We start from the raw sequence: 19,880 nt of genomic DNA, 5'->3' as shown, positions 1-19,880 counted from the left end.
CGGATTAACCGTAGAAGTGTGGGCGCTCTGGCAGGCCGACTTTGACGATCTGCCCGCTGTTCTGCGCCTCGATGCACGCATCGGCCGCCACCGCCGCTGCGAAGCCATCCCATGCTGAAGGCCCGCCAACCTGCCCGGCGCGCACGCCGTCAATGAACGCCTGCAACTCGACGTCATACGCGGCGATGAACCGGTCCTTCCAGTCCATCAGAATCGCATTGGACAGCTTCGCGCCACTGCGCAACTGCACCTGGGACGGTTCCGGCAGTTTGGCGATACCGGTCTCCCCCACCACTTCGCACTGGATGTCGTAGCCGTACTGGCAGTTGACGAACACTTCCACATCGATGCGCGTGCCCTTGGCGGTTTCCAGCAGTACGATCTGCGGGTCTTTCAAATGGGCGTGGGCCTTGCTGGTCCTGCGCGGGAACACTACCTGTACCGATACGTAGTCGTCATCGAGCAACCAGCGCAGCACATCCAGCTCATGGATCAAGGTGTCGGTGATCGCCATGTCGGTCTTGTAGTTCTCGCCCACGGTCGGGTTGCGGTGGGCGCAATGCAGCATCAACGGCTCGCCGATCTGGCCGCTGTCGATCACTGATTTCAGCGCCCGATACCCCTCGTCGTACGGACGCATGAAACCGACCTGTACCAGCCGCTTGCCGTGAGCCACTTCGGCTTCGACGATCTTGCGGCAGCCTTCGGCAGTGACCGCCAGCGGTTTCTCGCAGAATACCGGCTTACCGGCAGCAATCGCTGCCAGCACGAACTCTTCGTGGCTCGGCCCCCAGGAGGTAACGAGGATTGCCTCGACTTCCGGTGCATTGATCAGGGCGTGACCGTCGGGATAGACCTCGGCGGTCAGCTTGAGATCGGAAACGACCTTGGCCGCTTGCTGCAAATTGATGTCGGTCACCGCCACGACCTGGCTGTTGAGCAAGGTCTGGCTGCAACGACGGATATGGTCCTGGCCGATGGCTCCGGTGCCGATGACGCCAACCCGCAACGAATTAGAGAGCAAAGACATATAACAACTCCTGTTTATCAGTTTCAGGGCAATCAGTATTGACGGGCCTTGGCCAGTCGTTCGTTCAGGGTCTTGGCCACCGCATCGGTACGGGCACTGGTGGAAACCTGCGCCACACCGACCCGCCACCACGACAGGTATTTGTGAATCATTGTCTTGGGCAATACCTTGATATCGATCAGCGTCGACACCGTCTGCAAGCATGCATCCGCCAGTGCAGCTTTCAGCTCTTCAACGGTGTTCACTTTGTAAGTCTTGCAGCCATAGGCCGCCGCGCTCATGGCGAAATCCACCGGCACGAAGTTGCCGTCAAGCTTGCCGGTTTGCGGGTTGCGGAAGCGGAACTCGGTGCCGAAGCTGTCCATGCCGTGTTCCATCTGCAGGTTGTTGATGCAGCCAAAGGTCATGTTGTCCAGGAGCACCACGTTGATCTTGCGCCGCTCCTGAATCGAGGTCGCCAGCTCCGAGTGCAGCATCATGTAGGAGCCGTCGCCCACCAGCGCATAGACCTCACGATCCGGCTCGGCGAGTTTCACGCCCAGCGCAGCGTTGACCTCGTAACCCATGCAGGAATAGCCGTACTCGACGTGGTAGGTGTTCACGCCCTTGCTGCGCCAGCTGCGCTGCAAGTCGCCGGGCAGGCTGCCGGCGGCGGCGACGATCACCGCGTCATCGGCCAGGGTTTCATTGAGCACACCGAGCACTCGGCTCTGGGTCAGGCAGGAGCCGGTCAGCTCGATGAATTCGCGCAGTACCGCCGGGTCCATGTGGTCGTTGATTTCCGGGACGAAATCCTTGGCCTGGTATTCCACCTGATGGAGGCGATCGACTTCCTCATCCAGTTGCGCCTTGGCCTGACGGGGTTGATCGCCCCAGCTCGAGCGATAATCACCCAGCGCTTTGGCCAGCGCCGACAAACCGGTTCTGGCGTCCGCCAGCAATTGCACGCCGTCGAGTTTCAGGGCATCGCAGGGGCTGATATTGAGGTTGAGGAATTGCACGTCCGGGTGCTGAAACAAGGACTTCGACGCGGTGGTGAAGTCGCTGTAACGGGTGCCAATGCCAATGATCAGATCAGCGTCCTTGGCCAACAAATTCGCTGCCAGGCAACCGGTTTCGCCGATCCCGCCGACGTTCAGCGGATGGCTGGACACCACCGCACTCTTGCCGGCCTGGGTTTCGGCGAAGGGAATATCGAAACGCTCGGCGAATGCCTGCAACGCGGAGTTGGCGCCAGAGTACTTGACCCCGCCGCCGCAAATGATCAGCGGTTTACGCTTGCCTTTGAACAGCGCCAGCGCATCACCCAGCATCGCTTCGGTAGCCGGACGACGTTCGATACGGTGCACGCGTTTTTGCAGGAAGTAATCTGGATAATCGTACGCCTCGGCCTGCACGTCTTGCGGCAAGGCCAGGGTCACGGCGCCGGTTTCCGCAGGATCAGTGAGCACACGCATGGCGTGGATCGCCGCCGTCATCAGCTGCTCGGGACGGTTGATGCGGTCCCAGTATTTGCTGACAGCCTTGAAGGCATCGTTGGTGCTGATGCTCAGGTCGTGGAACTGCTCGATCTGTTGCAACACCGGGTCCGGTTGGCGACAGGCGTATACATCGCCGGGCAACAGCAGCAAGGGAATACGATTGGCTGTCGCGGTGGCGGCAGCGGTCAGCATGTTCGCCGCACCAGGCCCCACGGATGAAGTACAGGCGTAGATCTTGCGCCGCAGATGCTGCTTGGCGAAACCGATGGCGGCGTGGGCCATGCCTTGTTCGTTGCGCCCCTGATGGACGATCAGGTCGCCACTGTCCTGCTCCAGAGCCTGGCCCAGGCCCAGCACGTTGCCGTGGCCGAAGATGGTAAAGATCCCGGCGACGAATTTACTCTGAACGCCATCAACCTCGATGTATTGGTTATCGAGGAATTTCACCAGGGCCTGGGCCGTGGTCAGTCTTGTTGTGGTCATGCTTGCACCTTTTTGTGAATGCAATCCGATCCCTGTGGGAGCGGGCTTGCTCGCGAAGACTGCGGCACATTCAACATTGAAGCCGCCTGACACACCGCTTTCGCGAGCAAGCCCGCTCCCACAGTTGATCTCCATCTGCCCGAAAGTGTTGTCAGGCCAGGGATTTCTGCAGGTGATCCATGCTCGCGCCGATCGCACGCTCGATATCCGCCAGCCCATGCACGCTGTCAGCAAAGGGTTCGAACGACAGATAGCCGCTGTAGCCGCTGCCGAGCAAGGTGTCGATCTGCGCCGCGTTGCCGAGAATGTCGCCATCGCCCACCAGCACCCGGTGACCATCGCGAATGGTCGCCAGTGGCGCTTCGGCATCTTCGACACCAGAGATGTGCACCAGCCCGGTCAGCTCGGGGAAAAACTCCTGCTCGCCGGCCAGGTGATGGTGAAAGGTGTCGTGGACCAACCGGAACACATCCAGACCGCCGATGGACTTGATCGCCTCCACCGCCGTGCGTTTACGGCGCAGCGAGCACTCTTCGAAACCCAGCGGCTCGATGAAACCGAGGATGCCGTGATCGCGCAGGATCGGCGCCAGTTCACTCAGTGCCGTACGCAGCCCGGAAGCACGCTGCGCCTCGGTTCGAGGATCAGCGCGGTCATTCAACGGGCACATGACTAAACCCTGCGCGCCGCAATCACGGGCATAAGCGGCGAGCTTCAGGGCTTGTGCTCGGCGCTCGTCACTCCACACATCAAACGGATACAGCGCGTTTATCGACAGCACGGTGATGCCTTTGGCCGCGCACAACTCACGCACGCGTTCGGGTGCGGTGCCGTCTTCGATCTCGACGCCTTTGAGGTCGTTGCGAATCTCGATGGCGTCGGCCTTGAGGGTCACCGCCAACTCGATGAACGCGGGCAGGGACAAACGTGGGGCGACCATACGGTTCAGGGCGAAACGCAGGGGTTTGCTCATTATTTTTGTTCTCCGCACAAGTGAATTATTTGGCTGTCGGCATACTGAATTCAGGGCCCTTGGCGATACTGTCGGGCCAGCGCTGCATAACGCTTTTGTAGCGGCTGTAGAAGCGGATACCTTCTTCGCCGTAGGCATGGTGGTCGCCGAACAGCGAGCGTTTCCAGCCACCGAACGAATGCCAGGCCATGGGCACCGGAATCGGCACGTTGATGCCGACCATGCCGACCTTGATGGTGCGGGCGAAGGCTCGGGCAATGCCGCCGTCGCTGGTGAAGCAGGACACACCGTTGCCGAACTCATGGGAGTTGATCAAAGCAACGGCGCTGGCGAAGTCAGGGACACGGACGATGCCCAGCACCGGACCGAAGATTTCCTGCTGGTAAATGCTCATCTCGGTCGTGACCTTGTCGAACAGCGTCGCGCCAACAAAGAAGCCATTCTCGGCGCCCGGCACCTTGAAATTACGACCATCGACAATCAGCTGCGCACCTTGAGCCACACCCTGGTCAATGAAGCCTTCGACCTTGGCCTTGTGCTCGGCCGTCACCAACGGCCCCATGTCGGTGTCGCCCTGCAGGCCGTTACCGACCTTGAGCTGATCAATGCGCGGCAGCAGTTTGGCAATCAACCGGTCGCCGACATCGCCCACCGCCACGGCAATCGAGATCGCCATGCAGCGCTCACCGGCCGAGCCGTACGCCGCCCCAATCAAGGCATCAGCGGCTTGATCCAGATCTGCATCGGGCATGACGATCATGTGGTTTTTCGCCCCGCCCAGGGCCTGCACCCGCTTGCCGCGCGAGGTGGCCTGCTGGTGGATGTACTCGGCAATCGGCGTCGAACCGACAAAGGAAATCGCTTCGATGTCCGGGTGTTGCAGCAGCGCATCGACCGCAGCCTTGTCGCCCTGCACCACGTTGAACACTCCATCCGGCAGACCGGCTTCGGTCAGCAACCGCGCCATCAACAAACTCGCGGACGGATCGCGCTCGGACGGCTTGAGGATGAAGCAGTTACCGGTAACCAGCGCCAGCGGGATCATCCACAGCGGTACCATCACCGGGAAGTTGAACGGCGTAACTCCGGCACAAACACCCAGAGGCTGGCGCAGATTCCAGTTGTCGATGCCGCCGCCGATGTTGTCGCTGAATTCGGTTTTCAACAGGTTCGGCGCACCGCAGGCGTATTCGACGATTTCGATGCCACGGGTGACTTCGCCCTTGGCGTCGGAAAACACCTTGCCGTGTTCGCGGCTGATGATTTCTGCCAGTTCATCGTGATGACGGTCGAGCAATTCCTTGAACTTGAACATCACCCGCGAACGGCGCAGGGACGATTGCTCGGACCAGGCTGGAAAGGCTCTCAGGGCCGATGCAACTGCCTCGTCCACGGTCTTCTCGCTGGCCAGCCCGACTCGTGCCTGCACGCTGCCGGTGGCCGGGTTGAAGACATTGCTGAACCGCTCACTGCCGGTGTCTTGTACCTGACCGTCTATGTAATGGCCTACAACCTGGGCGTCGCTCATCGTTATTGTTCTCCGTGCAGATAGTGGAATTCGGACGTTGGAATTCAGAGATCCAGCAGCCAGCTGTGCTGCGGATCGTTATGGAACTGCCAGACGCGTTTCGGACCGGCCATCACGTTCAGGTAATACGACTCGTAGCCGTACGGCACACTGACCGGGTGATAACCCTTGGGCACGACCACCAGGTCGCTGTTTTCCACGGCCATGGCCTGATCGATGCTGCGATCATCGGTGTAGACCCGCTGGAACACGAAGCCCTGGGGCGGGTTGATCTGGTGGTAATAGGTTTCTTCGAGGAAGCTCTGGTGCGGCAGGTCGTCGGTGTCGTGCTTGTGTGGCGGATAGCTCGAGGAGTGCCCGGACGGCGTTCGTACTTCGACCACCAGCAGTGAATGGGCCGGCTCGGTGTCCGGCAGGATGTCGCAGACGTAACGGGTATTGGCGCCCTTGCCGCGCACGCTGCGCTTCATCGTGTCGGGTTTGATCAAGCGTGGGCCGAGGGTTTCGCTGATCGAACCAGGCGCAGCGCACACGGCAATTTGCACATCACTCAGGGCGACCACCTGGGCTTGACTGCCCGACGGCAAGTACGCGGCGAACGGAGACTTGTCTTCGAACACCGACTGCCGATCGCCTATGTTGTCCCAGTCGAACGCGCCCTGCCCCGGCGCTTCACCCTTGATGCTGACCCGACCGCTGAGCAGCACCAGGCACAGTTCTTTATCGCCCGCAGAGACCGGCAAAGATTCGCCCAGGCTCAAGCGGTAGGCGGCGAAGCCGACGTATTCCAGCTCACCGTTGCCCAACTCGACCATGGTGCGGCCGCGGGCGTTGCTTTTGACCAGCAGGCTCATGATGCGACCCTCTCGTCGAGCAACGCACGCAAGGTGTCGTAGCCTTTTTTCGCGTAGACATAACTCGGCGCCACCGCCGGATCCTGCTCGGCTTCGACCACCAGCCAGCCGTGGTAATCGGCGGCCAGCAGCACGTCGAGCAATGAGCCGAAGTCGATATCACCATCGCCGGGCACGGTGAAGGTGCCATTGATGATGCAGTCCGGGAAGCTCCACAGATTGTTGCGCGCCAGCTGCACCACCGGTTTGCGCACGTCCTTGAAATGCACGTGGCAGATGCGTTCGATGTGCTTGCGCAGCACCTGCAAGGGTTCGCCGCCACCCATGTAGCAATGGCCCGAATCGAACAGCAGGCCGACTTCCCTGCCGGTCAACGCCATCAGTTTGTCGATATCCGCCGGGGATTCGACGTAAGCGCCCATGTGGTGGTGATAGGCCAGACGCACGCCCCGGGACAGGGTGAAACGCGCCAGCTGGGTGAGCTTGTCGGCGTATTCCTGCCAGGCCTGTTCGGTGTGGAAGCGCGGGCGCTCCACCAGTGGAATGCATTGCCCCTGGATCGAGTCAGCAACTTCTCCGTAAACCAGCACCTTGGCGCCGTTTTTGGCCAGCAGCTCGACATGACTGCCGATGGCGTCGATTTCCTCGGCCACCGAGCGGCGGGCCAGGCGACTGGAGTACCAACCGGACACCAACGCGAGGTCATAAGGCCGCAGCACGTCACCGACGCCTTTGGCATCCTTGGGAAATTTACCGTTGAGTTCGAAACCTTCGTAACCGATTTCCTTGCCTTCGCCGAGGGCGGTGCTCAATGGCGTCTCGCCACCGAGGGACGGCAAGTCGTCGTTGCTCCAGGAGATCGGGTTGATGCCAATTCGGATAGCGGGCATGGCTGCACCTTTTATTGTTTTACACACATCAGTAAGAACGACACAAAACCCTTGTGGGAGCGAGCCTGCTCGCGATAGCGGTGTATCAGGCGCCTTTAATGTTGACTGTCAGTCAGCTATCGCGAGCAAGCTCGCTCCCACAGGTATTGCGGTGTTTCGTCAGGCGCGGGCCGTGCGCCAGGCATCGATCAGCTCAACGAACGTGTCCTGCACTTGGCGGATCAGCGCCTCATCGTCGATGTCCCCGGCCAACCACGCACGGCTCGGCTCCTGGAAAATCGTCCGGCCCACGGCGAACCCGCGGCAGGTCTGGCTCTTGCTGGCCTGTTGAAAGCCTTCGGCCAATGCTGATGCCGGAGCATTCAAGCCCAGCAGCACCACGCCTCGGCAGTACGGGTCGCGCTCCTGAATCAGTTCGTCGAGTTGCTGCCACTCCTCGGCGCTTTGCGCCTCGATCTTCCACCACGCCGGGTAGATGCCCAGGTTGTAGAGGCGTTTGAGGGCGCGATACAGCACGTCCGGATGGGCCGAGGGGTGATCCTTGGGCGGGATGATTTCCAGCAGCAGTTCATGACCGCTGACCTGGGATGCCTGATACAAACCCTTGATCTGTGCTTCCTGTTCCAGGCGCAGCAACGGTTCGTCATCGGGATGAAATTGCACCAGGCACTTGATGATCTGTTCCTGTGGCCAGGCAACCAAATTGCTGCCGATAGAGCGACCGTGCTCGAAGGCCAATGGCCGTGAACCCTGCACTTCCACCGGCCGCGCCACCCACCAGCCGCGACCGGTGGCGGCGTTCAGTGAGTCCTGGCCGAAACGTTGATCGGCCAGCAGCCCGACATCGGCATCGATACCTTGCTTTTGCAAATCGGCGTCGACCCGCTCCACGGCCTGAATAAAAAGTTGCTTGAGTTCGCTGATGGCGTTGAGGTCACGGCCGCCCTTGTGGGCCAGTTCCACCAGTTGCCCGCGATGGTCGAAGGCAAAGATGAACAGTTGCTTCCACTGTTTGCGCGGCACGCTGACCTGATGCAGGCGCTGCAACACCGCATCCTGGTCCGGACGGGTAATCGGCACCGGGCTGTTGAACAGGTAATCGAGTTCGGCGCGGGTCGGCATCGCCGGGGCGCAGGCATGGCGCGAGACCACCAGACCACCACAGGCATTGGCCAACTGGCAGCAGCGCTCATCGCTGGCATCCTCCAGCCAACCGCTAAGGAAGCCCGACATGAAGGCATCGCCGGCCCCCAGCACGTTGAGCACTTCCACACGCACACCGGGATAAATCGAGCCGTCTTCGAGACGGGCCGGGATCTCTCCATGAATCACTGTGCAGCCTTGCGGGCCGAGCTTGACCACCAGGGTCGCCGCGCTCACTCGCCGGACATTGCGCAGCGCGGTGAGCAAATCCTCGGCGCCACCGGCCATCAGGAACTCTTCTTCAGTGCCGACGATCAGGTCGAAACGCGGAAGGATTTTCTGCACATGCTGGCTGACGTTCTGGTCGGCGACGAAACGGGTTTCACCGTCCGCCTTGCCGGCCAGACCCCAGAGCACCGGGCGGTAGTCGATGTCCAGTACCCGTTTGACGTTGTGCTTCTGTGCATAGTCCAGGGCCTGGATGCTCGCCTTGTACACACCATCGGTGGAGAAATGGGTACCGGTGATCAGCAAGGCTTTACTGGAAGCGATGAAGGCTTCGCTGATGTCTTCGGCCCGCAGCGCCATGTCGGCGCAGTTTTCGCGGTAGAAAACCAAGGGAAAAGTTTCGCGGTCCTTGAGACCCAGCAGGACCATGGCGGTCAGGCGCTCCGGATCGACCTTGATGCCACTGATATCGCAGCCTTCACGGGCCAGGGATTCAACGAGGAAGCGCCCCATATGGTCCTCCCCTACCCGGCTCAGCATCGCCGACTTGAGCCCCAACCGCGCGGTGCCGAAGGCGATGTTGGCGGACGAGCCGCCGAGGTACTTGGCAAAGCTGCTTACATCCTCCAGCCGCGCCCCGACTTGCTGCGCATAGAGGTCGACGCCTAGGCGCCCCAGGCAAATCAGATCCAATTGACGCCCACTGGCAAAACGAGTCTGGCCCATGCTGGCTCCTGTTATTTTTATCAGCCTGCGTTCGGGCGATGACCGCGCCGAACACTCTTGGTGGAGGCAGACTAAAACGATCGGGACCGAACAATCAATAAATATTCCAAATATTTTTTACATGGAATTAATTTTCCAATAAGCTTTGGCACAGGCGTTCCAGATGCAGTGCATCGTTTCAGCAAGCTTCACACTGCTGCAAGCTCAAGATTTTATTCGGGCCTACCCTGTAGACTGCGCACAGCCAACCTATTGTCGGGGGACGAGGTGAAAAATCGTCCCTATAAGAACAAGCCAGAAGGATTTCCTAATGTCCCGCACCGATCAGCCGGCTACGACCGAGAGCACGCCCGAGAGCGACCTTGTCACCCCTCCGATCAATGCCGAGCGCCTGCTGCAGCTGATTACCAATGAATACGAAAGCTTGCCGCGCCAGCTCAAACGCATCGCCAGCTACATGAGCCAGCAAAGCGACCGGATCATGGTCGACCGCATCAGCGACATCGCTCGCGAGTGCGAAGTGCATCCGTCGGCCATCGTGCGGTTTTCCCAGCGTTTCGGCTTCAGCGGCTTCAGCGAAATGCAGGCCCTGTTCCGCGAGGCCTACACCCACAAAACCACGCCGGTGCAGAACTACCAGCAGCGCATTCGCAACATGATTACCAACAAGTCGCAGAAGGCCAGCGGCGGCGACCTGGCACGCGAATGCATCAATGCCACACTGTCGGGCATCGAACGACTGGGGCTGGAACTCGATGACCAGGCCTTCGACAAGGCCGTGGACCTGGTGGTGAATGCGGACAACATCTACGTGGTCGGCGTGCGCCGTTCGTTCGCGGTGGCCGATTACCTGGTCTACAACCTGCAACACACCAACAAGCGCATCCACCTGGTCTCAGGGCTCGGCGGCAGCTACCGCGAGCAGATGCGCAGTGTGCGCGCCAATGACCTGGTGATCGCCATCAGCTTCACGCCGTACGGCAAGGAAACCCAGCACTGCCTGCGCATCGCCCAGCATCATCAGGCGAAAACCCTGATCATCACCGATAGCAATCTCTCGCCCCTGGCCAAGCGCGCCAACACCGTACTGCTGGTCAATGAAGGCAGTTCGTTTGCGTTCCGTTCATTGAGTGCGACCCTGTGCCTGTGCCAGGCGCTGTTTATCGCCGTGGCTTATCGACTGGAATTGAAAGTCGATGAGATTCACGAGCAGGTCGGGTTCGAAGACTGACCGAGACACTGGCCTTACGGCGCCGCGCGCAGCGAAGTACTCCCACGTTTGCACGCGAGCGTTCAGCGGTCGCATGTAAATATTTATTCCATAATTGAAGAATGGGAATTTTTATTCTATAAACAGGCTTCCTGAAAACAAAAAACCAAAGGATCCTGTCATGCGCGAACTCGGAATCGGACTTATCGGCACGGGTTTCATGGGGCGTGCTCATGCCCTGGCCTTTCGCAACGTCAGCGCAGCATTCGAACTGCCCTTCACGCTTCGCCTCGCCGCCCTGGCCGACGCCGATTCCGTCCGTGCCCAGGCATGTGCCACCGCCTGGGGCTTTGAGCAGGCCTATGGCGACTGGCAGCAATTGATCGACGACCCCAAGGTCAACCTGATCGCCATCACCACACCCAACCACCTGCACTACCCGATGGCCATGGCCGCTATTGCGGCTGGCAAGCCGGTGTACTGCGAAAAACCGCTGGCGGTGAGCCTTGAACAGGCCAATGCCATGCACCTGGCGGCCAAGGATGCCGGCGTGGTCACCCGTGTCGGCTACAACTACCAGCACAACCCGATCATCGGTCTGGCGCGGGAGTTGATTCAGAGCGGCAGACTCGGTGAGATCATCAGCTTCCAAGGCGAATTCAGCGAAGACTTCATGGCCGATCCAGCGTCCCCCTGGTCATGGCGCTGTGAGACCGAACATGCCGGTGGCGCGCTGGCGGACCTGGGCAGCCACTTGCTGGGCATGGCGCGCTATCTGCTCGGCAATGTCGAGGCGGTATGCGCCGATTCCCAGACCGTGCACCGCCAGCGCCCGGCCACAACCGGTAGCCAGGAACAACGCACAATTGCCGTCGACGATCAGGTCCATGCATTGCTGCGCTTCGCCAGCGGTGCGCGTGGCACCTTCAGCAGCAGTTGGCTCAAGCACGGCTACAAGAATCATCTGAGTTTCGAGATCAGTGGTACCCAAGGGACCCTGTCATTCGATCAGGAGCGTTTGAATGAGTTACGCCTGTGCCGCGTCGGCCAGGATGGCTTCCAGCGTTTACTGGCCGGGCCGAACCTGCCCGGATATGCAGCGTTCAGTCCAGCGCCGGGGCATCAGTTGGGCTACAACGAGTTGAAGACGCTGGAAGTGCATGAGCTGATCATGGCCTTGGCCGGCCACGGACAAGCCGGCACTGATTTCGAGCAAGCCCTGGAAGTGGAGCGACTGGCGACGGCGATTCGATTGGCGGCGCGGGAACAGCGCTGGGTCAATATCAGCGAGATCTGATCGCGGATAAGGCGGCCAGCCAATCCTGATGCGCTGGCCCCGGTCACAAAGGAAGGGGTCTGTCCTGAACCACCCGTTTCATTACAAGCGTTGAGGTCAGACGTTGCACGTTGGGCAGCGTCGAAAGGCTCTCATCGTAGAGCCTTTGAAACGCAGGCAAATCCTGAGTAATAACGTGCAACAGGTAGTCGGCAATGAACATCACTTTCAGGTCCATAGGTTTCAGCTCTCGCCACGGCATGGTCAGATCCTCGGAATCGACCAGTGCCAGTTAAAAACTGTTACCTATGTGCTTGAACTGTTTTGTTACCTATGTGGGTGAGTCATACCCCCGGCCCGAGCCAATCACGGTTTTAAAAGCAAAAAAAAAACGCCTGAAACCTTGCGGTTCCAGGCGTCTTTGCCTGTTCTTTTGTGGTGTTGAAACAGGCGTCTATGCCTGATCCACCGATGTTGCCCACGACCTGTAAAGTGCATTTACAGTTCGATGCCACAGCTCGTTGGAACTCAAGCCTGTTTTTCGCCAACCGAACTGTTAACCGATTCCAGCTAATGACCGCCGATTACAACGCCCTCCCCGCCGGCCAGAAATACAACGGTATTCGGCTAATAATGCGATCTGTAGCAGCTGCCGAGCCCGCGAGGCTGCGTTCGGCTGCGAAGCAGTCGTGAACCCTGCTGACGCGGCCTGCCTGACGTACCGCAATGACTGACTTTACGACTGCTGCGCAGCCGAACGCAGGCTTCGCCAGCTGCTACATGGATCGCGTTTTGGCTTAACTGATCGGCATCAGGGTGATAGCGCGGGGCCGCTGTATGTCACGGATCAGGCGCACAGCGCCAACCGCCAGCTGGAATGAATGTGCCGAGTGAAGACATGACGGCTTCATTGGCGAAAATATCCGGGGCAAACGGGTCCACCGATGATGGCAGCAGGCATTGGCCGGTTTTGGCGGGGAGCGTTGAGCACTCGATTTTCCACGGGGTTTCTCCGGCGTGATGCCGGCCAAAAGACAGTTCGCAGGCAAACAGGGAAGCAGGGTTTATTGAGCTTTCGGGTTGGCTGAACTTTTCGCGCAAATGAGTGCCCGGTGTCAGCGGTGTGGGGCGGTTGGCGGCGAACAGAAAATAATCCCCGGCCAATAGCAGACAGCCCTGACGCGATGGATCATCCATCGCTTGCAACCATTGGCCACGACAAGCGCCGAGAGAGTCGGGCAAGCGTTCCCATATTTCGTAGTAGCTTTCGTCCAGCGCGGTTTCGATCAGACACTCACTGGTTTCAAAGTGCATGCGACCAATGTCTTCAGCGCCACTGACCGGCTGATAGTCCATTTTGCGATGCCATTGGCAAATGTCGGCGTCGATCCGGGTCACCCCGGCGAAACCTTTCTGTTCACACAACGCCAGATGTTGAGAGTGGCTGAGCTCCTCGAGCGCCAGACTTGGGAGCGGATTGGGGGGGATTCGCAGGTCGGCAAACAGTCGTGGTGTCTGTAGCCAATACACGGCCGTTTCACTGTCCGAACGCCCTGAGCGATGCTGGATCAAACGCCGCTTCCATACGCCAAGATAACGTTGCGCAACTTGATGCATTGATATTCCCTTTGTCATGCGTTGTGTTTGGGCAGTACCGGCAGTCCGAAATGGCGATCGTACAGTTTGTGTATCAGGTCGCCAAACTCGATGTCGTGTTGACGTTCCGAGCAATGTTCACCCCATGGCCACTCCCCAGTGCCGAACATCATTCGCTATGACCTCATGCCTGGAAAAAAGCCCGGGCAACTCGGCCTTGAGAAAGTCCACCCAGGTCCTCACCTTGGCATCCAGAAAACGCCTGGAAGGATAGAGTGCATAGACATTCCGCTCCCTGAGCCGGTGGTCGCCCAGCAAGCGCAACAACGTGCCCTCACGCAGCGACCGGGTTGCGGTGTAGAAAGGCAGCAGACTGATGCCCATCCCGGCCTCCGATGCACTGACCATCGCCTCGGCAACGTTGCTCTGGAAGGTCTTGCCGGGAACCACTGCGTGCTCACCCTGTTCGTCACGGAAGACCCACTCATCACCGTACAACGGGTCGACCATGCGCAGGCAGCAATGTTCATGCAGTTGTTCGGGGTGAGTGGGCAGGCCCCGGCGCGCGATGTACGCAGGCGATGCGCAAGGCATGCTGAAGATGCGCCCTACCGCTTGGGCAACGAATTGTGAATCTGCCAATTCCTGGGCAATGGAGATGACCACATCGTGCCCGTCTTCAAGGGGGTCGGGGTTGCGTTGCGACAAGGTCAACTCAACCACCACGTCCGGATAGAGCTCGCAGTAGCGGGCAATGAGTGGCGTCATAAGCACGCCCAGCCCGGTCAAACAGTGCAGACGCAACCGGCCAACGGGCTCCAGGTGAGCGCCACGCGCTTCTGCGGTGGCCTCGGCCATGTCGTCAAGTATTTGCCGTGCCCGCAACAGGAAGCGTTCACCGGCTTCGGTCAGGCTTAAACGGCGGGTGGTGCGCTGCAGCAGACGAGCCTGCACGTGCTGCTCAAGATCAGCCACCAGCCGAGAGACTTGCGCCGTGGAAAAGTCCAGCGCCTGTGCGGCGGTGGTAAAGCTGCCTGCGTCGGCTACACGCACAAATACCCGCAGGCTGTTAAGCAAGTCCATGAACCCTCCGGCAGCAATGACTGTTGCATCCAGTGTAACGCTGCATCAAGTACAGCCCTCTTTAACCAAACCCATAGAAGAATAGAATTGACCCATCAAAACACCACGGAGAAAAAAAGCATGAAGACCTTGTTGAGCGTACTGTTGGCCCTGACCACAACCGCCGTCATGGCCGCCGAAAGCAACCCGGCCACAACAACTCCATCCCTGGATATCGCGAAGGTCATCTTTGTATCCGATACCTCGACTGCATGCGAAGTCGTACCGGCGACCATGGTTTACATCGACCACCAGGGTCAAACCCACAAGTTGACCTACCAGGTGATGGGCAGTTGTTCGGGCGTTTGAGAGACCGGCAAGCCACATTGTTCAGACCGCTATCCGGGTTGCCTGCAGTGCCAACTCGTGCAAACTGGCCAAACGCTGCATGATGCGTTCGACCACTTCCAGCCTGGCAACCGCACCACTGCGTAACTCCCCCATCGACTGCAACGCGACCTCGGCCTTGTCCAGGCCCAAACGCGTCGAATCGGTAAGCTGTTCAAGGCCCTGACGGGCATCCTGTGCCGACTTTTCCAGACCTGTGGCGATCTGCCGGATCTGCGCACTGGAGTCCGCTGCCTGGCGCGACAGATTGCGTACCTCGTCTGCCACCACAGCAAAACCCCGGCCGTGGTCACCGGCCCGCGCGGCTTCGATCGCGGCATTGAGCGCCAACAGATTGGTCTGCCGGGCGATGTCCTGGATGCTGCCGACAATCGCACCGATGCGTACCGACTGGTTGCCCAGCTCATCGAACACCTGATCCAGGCGCTGCAGATACTGATCAAGATCCCCAAGCACGGCAGCCGAAGACTGCATGCTCACGGCACTCGCCTGTACCCGCTCGCCCGCGCCACGCGCCAGCTGGTCGGCAACGCGCATGTCGTCCTCGGTTTGCTGCACCAGTTGAGTCAAGTGTGCGAGTGCCACCTGTACTTGCGCGCCCGGCCAAACTGGCTCGACCACTGGTAGTGACAGTAGCGGGACCGGCGCGCTGGACATCACGAGATCGGGTTCCCACTGCACGAGCACTTCGACCACCCGCACTGGCTGACGGTGATAAAGCACTGCCGCCACCAACAGCAACACGTCGATGATGCCGGCATACATCAAGTGCATGCCGTTGCCGGCTGCGAGCAGCAAAACTGCTCCGCCAGCGGCAACCAGGGCCAATCGCGCCCAGACTTTATTGCTCATACTCACCCCCGGATCACTCACAGCAACGTCCATGTGTAGCTCAGGATCAGTCGGTTCTCATCGATATCGGTGCGGTAATTGGAGCGCGCCATGGCATTGCGCACCCGGATGCCTAGCCCCGCGAAGGTGCCGCTTTGCACGACGTAACCGAGATCCAGGTCGCGCTCGCGGTCCTTACCTTCAAAGCCCTTGCCGGTGTCGACGTTGTTGCCGGTGATGTAGCGCACGGTGCTGGTCAGGCCCGGCACGCCGAGGGCGGCGAAGTCGTAGTCGTAGCGCGCCTGCCAAGAGCGCTCGTCGGTGGAGGCGAACTCATAGGTCGGCACTTCGTTGCCCAGCGGCGAGATGTTGGCAAATACCCGAGGGAACGCGCTTTCACCGTAGATGCCCTGGTAGCCGATGTAGAAGGTATGGCCGCCGTGCTTGGCCGACAGCAGGGAGAAAAACGCCTGGTTGTCGATGTTGCCCAACAGTTTCTTGCCATCCTCCCTGGCGTCGAAATAGCCGAGGTTGGCGCCCACGATCCAACTGCCCACGGGCTCGCTGTGTTTCAGACCCAGGAAGCCCTGATGGTAGATGTCTTCCAATTGCCCGTACCAGGCGCTGACGCTGGTGCGTTTGTCGTTGAAGACGTAATCGCCGCCGCCATAGTTGAAGGCGTCACTGCTGACCTGGCGCTGAGGCACGTAGCCGAGCATGGCCTGCATCTTCTCGTCGCCGGCCTCATTGCGCAGGTGAGTGGAACTCAGATGGCCGCCTTGCAGTGTCAGGCCACTGATCTCGCCGGAGGTGATGCTCGCCCCCTGGTAACTGGGCGGCAGCAGGCGGATGTCACTGAAAACCAGCACCGGCAAGTTGGGTTGCAGCTCGCCGACGCGCAGTTCGGTTTTCGAGTAGCGAAGCTTCAGCGTGCCTTCCAGGCGGCTGTAGTCATCGGCCGCGCGACCATCGCTGTGCACCGGCAACAGGCCGGTGTTGACCCGGTCCGGGCTGCTGTCGAGCTTGAGCCCGAGCAGGCCGATGACATCGACGCCGACACCGATCGGCCCTTGGGTGTAACCGGACTTGGCGTTGAAGATAAAGCCCTGGGCCCACTCCTCGGCCTTCGACTGCCGGTTAGCGCCGACAATGTCCGAATAGTCCCGGCTGAAGTAGTAATTGCGCGCCTGCAAGGTGGCGGTGGCATCCTCGATAAAACCGCCCTCGGCGGCCATCAGTTGGCTGGAACAACCCAAGGCGACAGCCATGGACAATAGCGTACGAGTTGCATGAATAGTTGGCTTCATTGGTGTGCTCTTATTGTTGTTATGAACGAGGCGTGGCGAATGCAGGTCAGCGCGCCACCTCCCGGGCGCTGTTGGCTGAGGTTGCAGGGATCGATCGGCGCGCACTCGACAACAGATGCGCGGCCATGCCGAAAATCAGCCCCCAGAACGCGGCGGACAAGCCGAACAGCGACATGCCCGAGGCGGTAGTAAGGAACGTCACCAGCGCCGCTTCGCGGTCACTGGGCAGAGCCATGGCGTTGGCCAGGGCACCGGCAATTGCAGCGAACAGGGCCAGGCCCGCCAGGGCGGCGATCAACTCTTTGGGGAAGGCCGCGAACAACGACACCAGGGTCGCACCGAAGATGCCCAGTACCAGGTAACAGAGGCCGCCGACCACGCCGGCGACATAGCGTTTGCCCGGGTCTTCGTGGGCCTCGCGGCCAGTGCAGATGGCGGCAGTGATCGCCGCCAGGTTCAGGCCGTGGCAGCCAAACGGCGCCAACAACGCCGTGCCCAGCGCGCTGCAGGCGATGATCGGGCTGGCCGGTGTGGTGTAACCCGAGGCGCGCAAAACCGCCATGCCCGGCACGAACTGCCCGGTCAGCGCCACCATCACCAGCGGCAAGGCGACGTTCAAGGTTGCCCCAAGGCTGAACTGCGGGGTGATCCACACGGGCGTCGCCAGGCCGATCACCAATGCTTCACTGTGCAATTGGCCGGTGAACATGGCGATGGCACAACCCACCACCAGTACTGCCATCACCGCGTAACGCGGCAGCAGCCGTTTGCACACCAGGTAGGTGGCGAACATTGCCAGCACCAACCCGGGCTTGCCTTGCAATGACACGAACAGGCCAGTGCCGAAACGGAACAGAATCCCCGCCAGCATTGCCGCCGCGATGGCCCCGGGCAGCTTGCTGATAACGCGGTCGAAGGCGCCCGAAATGCCGACCAGGAAGATAATCAAACTGCTCAGCAAATAGGCGCCGACGGCCTCGTTCATCGAGATGCCCGGCAGCAACGCCACCAGCAGGGCCGAGCCTGGTGCCGACCAGGCAATGATGATCGGCACGCGGTAACGCAGGCTCAGGCCGATGCCCAGCAGCGCACTGCCAATGGAGATCGCCCAGACCCAGGACGACAGCAGTTCGCGAGGCAGATGCGCGGTGTCCGCCGCCTGGAAAATGATCACCAGGGGCCCCGCATACGAGATCACCGTGGCAATAAAGCCTGCAACCGCAGCGGACAGCGAAAAGTCACGCATTAAGCCTTTCATCTAACAGCTCCTTGTGGACTCAGGCCTTGGCCGCAGACAGCGGCGCGCTAACGCTGGAGGCGTTTCGCTGGTTGCTGATGGCAAACAGGGTCATGGCGATCGCGGCCACCGCACCCGGCAGGGCGAACGCCATGAAGTTCAGTTGCAGCGGCAAACTGATCCCCAGCAACGCGCCGCCTAACAACGGGCCGACAATGGCACCGTTACGGCCGATCCCCGACGCCCAGCCAAGCCCCGTGGAGCGAATGGCCATGGAGTAGAACTGCGCAGCACAGGCGTAAAGCAGGATTTGCGAACCGATGGTGGTGGCGCCGGCGATAGCGATCAGCAGGTACAACACAGGGGTCGGGCTCTTGAAGCCGAGCAAGGTGATCGACACTGCGGCAATGGCGAAGAACACCGCCAACACCCGTGGCAGGTTGAGCTTGTCGCCCAATACGCCACCGCCCACCGCACCGAAAATCGCGCCGAAGTTCAACACCAGCAGGAAGGACAGGCTTGAGCCCAGGCTATAACCGGCGTTGGCCATGAGTTTCGGCAGCCAGGAACTCAAGGCGTAGACCATCAAGAGGCAGCAGAAAAACGCCAGCCAGAGCATCAGCGTGCGCATGGCGCGGCCTTCGCGAAAGAGCTGCAGCACCGGGGTGCCAGTTCCCTTCACCTCAGTCATGTGCAGGGTGTCGCCGGCCTGTGCGACGTAGTGTGCGTCAACGCGCTGCAGTACGTTGCGCGCCTCCTCGGTGCGCCCCTGACGCAGCATGAAACCCACTGACTCCGGCAGGAAATACATGATCAACGGCAGCAGCAGTAACGGCAGCCCAGCCACGTAAAACACCGCCTGCCAACCAAAGCTGGGAATAAGCACGATACCCAGGCCCGCCGAGAGCATGCCGCCCACCGAGTAACCGCTGAACATGATGGCGACCAGGGTGCTGCGAATTTTCTTCGGCGCGTATTCGTTCATCAGCGCCACCACGTTGGGCATTACCCCGCCGATGCCAAGGCCGGCAATGAACCGGCAGATGCCAAAGGTCGTGGGGCTCGTGGCAAAGCCATTGAGCACGGTGAAGCCGCTGAAGAGCATCACGCAAAGGGTGATGGTTTTCTTGCGCCCGATCTTGTCCGACAGCGGGCCGAAAAACAGCGCACCGAACATCATGCCAAATAGCGCATAACTGCCCAGCGCCCCGGCCTCCAGCGGGCTCAGCCCCCACTCTTTCATCAGCGTCGGCAAGACCACCCCGTAGATCACCAGGTCGTAACCGTCGAAGATGATGATCAGGGCGCACCAGAACAATACCATCCAGTGAAAGCGGTTGAAGCGTGCGTTGTCGATAACCTCGTGTACATCGATTTTTCGCATGGCATGGGTCTCTTGTTGTTATTTTTTATTGTTCGTTTTGGCGTTTCAGCGTGCGGCTGTGGGCGGTGCAGGCAACGGTCCGCCGATGGCGGCCGCATTGTTGCGTGCCATGCACAGCACTGTTACGCAGGATGCAACTCAAGGGTATTGAGACCGCCACAGTGGCAATATCCGCTTTGCGCAGATCGCTATCCGTTTTGTGCAGGGGGTGATATCGGAGTGACCGGCATGAA

At 60.1% G+C, this 19,880-nt stretch carries 15 protein-coding genes and 2 pseudogenes; 3 read left to right on the top strand and 14 right to left on the bottom strand.

Annotated features, from left to right (window positions below; genetic code table 11):
• Positions 1-4 precede the first annotated feature (4 nt).
• The 7 genes from iolG to ACEN8Z_RS16215 all read right to left on the bottom strand — a co-directional run bounded on the left by iolG (position 5) and on the right by ACEN8Z_RS16215 (position 9,336).
• Positions 5-1,030, bottom strand: coding sequence for a bifunctional inositol 2-dehydrogenase/D-chiro-inositol 1-dehydrogenase (iolG, locus tag ACEN8Z_RS16245; RefSeq protein ID WP_495594859.1), 1,026 nt, complete (start codon positions 1,028-1,030; stop codon positions 5-7).
• Positions 1,031-1,062: 32 nt separating this feature from the next.
• On the bottom strand, positions 1,063-2,994 hold the full coding sequence (gene iolD, locus ACEN8Z_RS16240; RefSeq protein ID WP_495594858.1) for a 3D-(3,5/4)-trihydroxycyclohexane-1,2-dione acylhydrolase (decyclizing): 1,932 nt from the start codon (positions 2,992-2,994) through the stop codon (positions 1,063-1,065).
• Positions 2,995-3,145: 151 nt separating this feature from the next.
• Positions 3,146-3,967, bottom strand: coding sequence for a TIM barrel protein (locus ACEN8Z_RS16235; RefSeq protein ID WP_495594857.1), 822 nt, complete (start codon positions 3,965-3,967; stop codon positions 3,146-3,148).
• A gap of 25 nt (positions 3,968-3,992) precedes the next feature.
• Positions 3,993-5,495 (bottom strand): CoA-acylating methylmalonate-semialdehyde dehydrogenase, encoded by a 1,503-nt coding sequence (locus ACEN8Z_RS16230; RefSeq protein WP_495594856.1) that lies wholly within the window; start codon positions 5,493-5,495, stop codon positions 3,993-3,995.
• Between the two features lie 44 nt (positions 5,496-5,539).
• Positions 5,540-6,349 (bottom strand): 5-deoxy-glucuronate isomerase, encoded by an 810-nt coding sequence (gene iolB / locus ACEN8Z_RS16225; protein WP_495594855.1) that lies wholly within the window; start codon positions 6,347-6,349, stop codon positions 5,540-5,542.
• Positions 6,346-7,239 (bottom strand): myo-inosose-2 dehydratase, encoded by an 894-nt coding sequence (gene iolE, locus ACEN8Z_RS16220; RefSeq protein WP_495594854.1) that lies wholly within the window; start codon positions 7,237-7,239, stop codon positions 6,346-6,348. The genes iolB and iolE overlap by 4 nt, the downstream gene beginning before the upstream one ends.
• Positions 7,240-7,398: 159 nt before the next feature.
• Positions 7,399-9,336, bottom strand: coding sequence for a bifunctional 5-dehydro-2-deoxygluconokinase/5-dehydro-2-deoxyphosphogluconate aldolase (locus tag ACEN8Z_RS16215; RefSeq protein WP_495594853.1), 1,938 nt, complete (start codon positions 9,334-9,336; stop codon positions 7,399-7,401).
• Positions 9,337-9,646: 310 nt separating this feature from the next.
• On the opposite strand from ACEN8Z_RS16215, the gene ACEN8Z_RS16210 reads away from it, so the two are divergent.
• Positions 9,647-10,567 carry a MurR/RpiR family transcriptional regulator gene (locus ACEN8Z_RS16210; RefSeq protein ID WP_008004519.1) on the top strand — a complete coding sequence of 307 codons (921 nt, stop codon included), beginning with the start codon at positions 9,647-9,649 and terminating at the stop codon, positions 10,565-10,567.
• Positions 10,568-10,727: 160 nt separating this feature from the next.
• The gene (locus ACEN8Z_RS16205; protein WP_495594852.1) at positions 10,728-11,843 is read left to right on the top strand and encodes a Gfo/Idh/MocA family protein; all 1,116 of its coding nucleotides are present in this window, start codon (positions 10,728-10,730) and stop codon (positions 11,841-11,843) included.
• Positions 11,844-11,886: 43 nt separating this feature from the next.
• Here ACEN8Z_RS16205 and ACEN8Z_RS16200 read toward each other — a convergent pair.
• The 3 genes and pseudogenes from ACEN8Z_RS16200 to ACEN8Z_RS16190 all read right to left on the bottom strand — a co-directional run.
• A pseudogene (locus ACEN8Z_RS16200) lies at positions 11,887-12,033 on the bottom strand (Lrp/AsnC ligand binding domain-containing protein); the annotation flags it as partial.
• Positions 12,034-12,662: 629 nt separating this feature from the next.
• Entirely contained in the window at positions 12,663-13,439 is a 777-nt protein-coding gene (locus tag ACEN8Z_RS16195) for a hypothetical protein (RefSeq protein ID WP_495594851.1), read from the bottom strand.
• A 117-nt stretch (positions 13,440-13,556) separates the two neighbouring features.
• Complete coding sequence (locus ACEN8Z_RS16190) at positions 13,557-14,501, bottom strand: LysR family transcriptional regulator (RefSeq protein ID WP_495594850.1); 945 nt, start codon at positions 14,499-14,501, stop codon at positions 13,557-13,559.
• A 120-nt stretch (positions 14,502-14,621) separates the two neighbouring features.
• Between ACEN8Z_RS16190 and ACEN8Z_RS16185 the strand changes: the two genes are divergently transcribed.
• Positions 14,622-14,849, top strand: a complete 228-nt coding sequence (locus ACEN8Z_RS16185; protein WP_116263752.1) for a DUF2790 domain-containing protein — start codon at positions 14,622-14,624, stop codon at positions 14,847-14,849.
• A gap of 21 nt (positions 14,850-14,870) precedes the next feature.
• Here the strand turns inward: ACEN8Z_RS16185 and ACEN8Z_RS16180 are convergent.
• The 4 genes and pseudogenes from ACEN8Z_RS16180 to ACEN8Z_RS16165 all read right to left on the bottom strand — a co-directional run.
• Positions 14,871-15,272, bottom strand: a pseudogene (locus tag ACEN8Z_RS16180) (methyl-accepting chemotaxis protein); the annotation flags it as partial.
• A 485-nt stretch (positions 15,273-15,757) separates the two neighbouring features.
• The gene (locus ACEN8Z_RS16175; RefSeq protein WP_495594849.1) at positions 15,758-17,026 is read right to left on the bottom strand and encodes an OprD family porin; all 1,269 of its coding nucleotides are present in this window, start codon (positions 17,024-17,026) and stop codon (positions 15,758-15,760) included.
• Between the two features lie 46 nt (positions 17,027-17,072).
• The gene (locus ACEN8Z_RS16170; RefSeq protein WP_495594848.1) at positions 17,073-18,284 is read right to left on the bottom strand and encodes a benzoate/H(+) symporter BenE family transporter; all 1,212 of its coding nucleotides are present in this window, start codon (positions 18,282-18,284) and stop codon (positions 17,073-17,075) included.
• 19 nt (positions 18,285-18,303) lie between these two features.
• Positions 18,304-19,647: an MFS transporter gene (locus ACEN8Z_RS16165; RefSeq protein ID WP_495594847.1), complete on the bottom strand. Its 1,344-nt coding sequence runs from the start codon at positions 19,645-19,647 to the stop codon at positions 18,304-18,306.
• Between the last annotated feature and the right edge of the window lie 233 nt (positions 19,648-19,880).

The organism is Pseudomonas sp. Pseusp10, assembly GCF_059492225.1.
The sequence above is the reverse complement of the archived record's forward strand: the minus strand, read 5'-3'. Positions and strand labels throughout refer to the sequence as shown.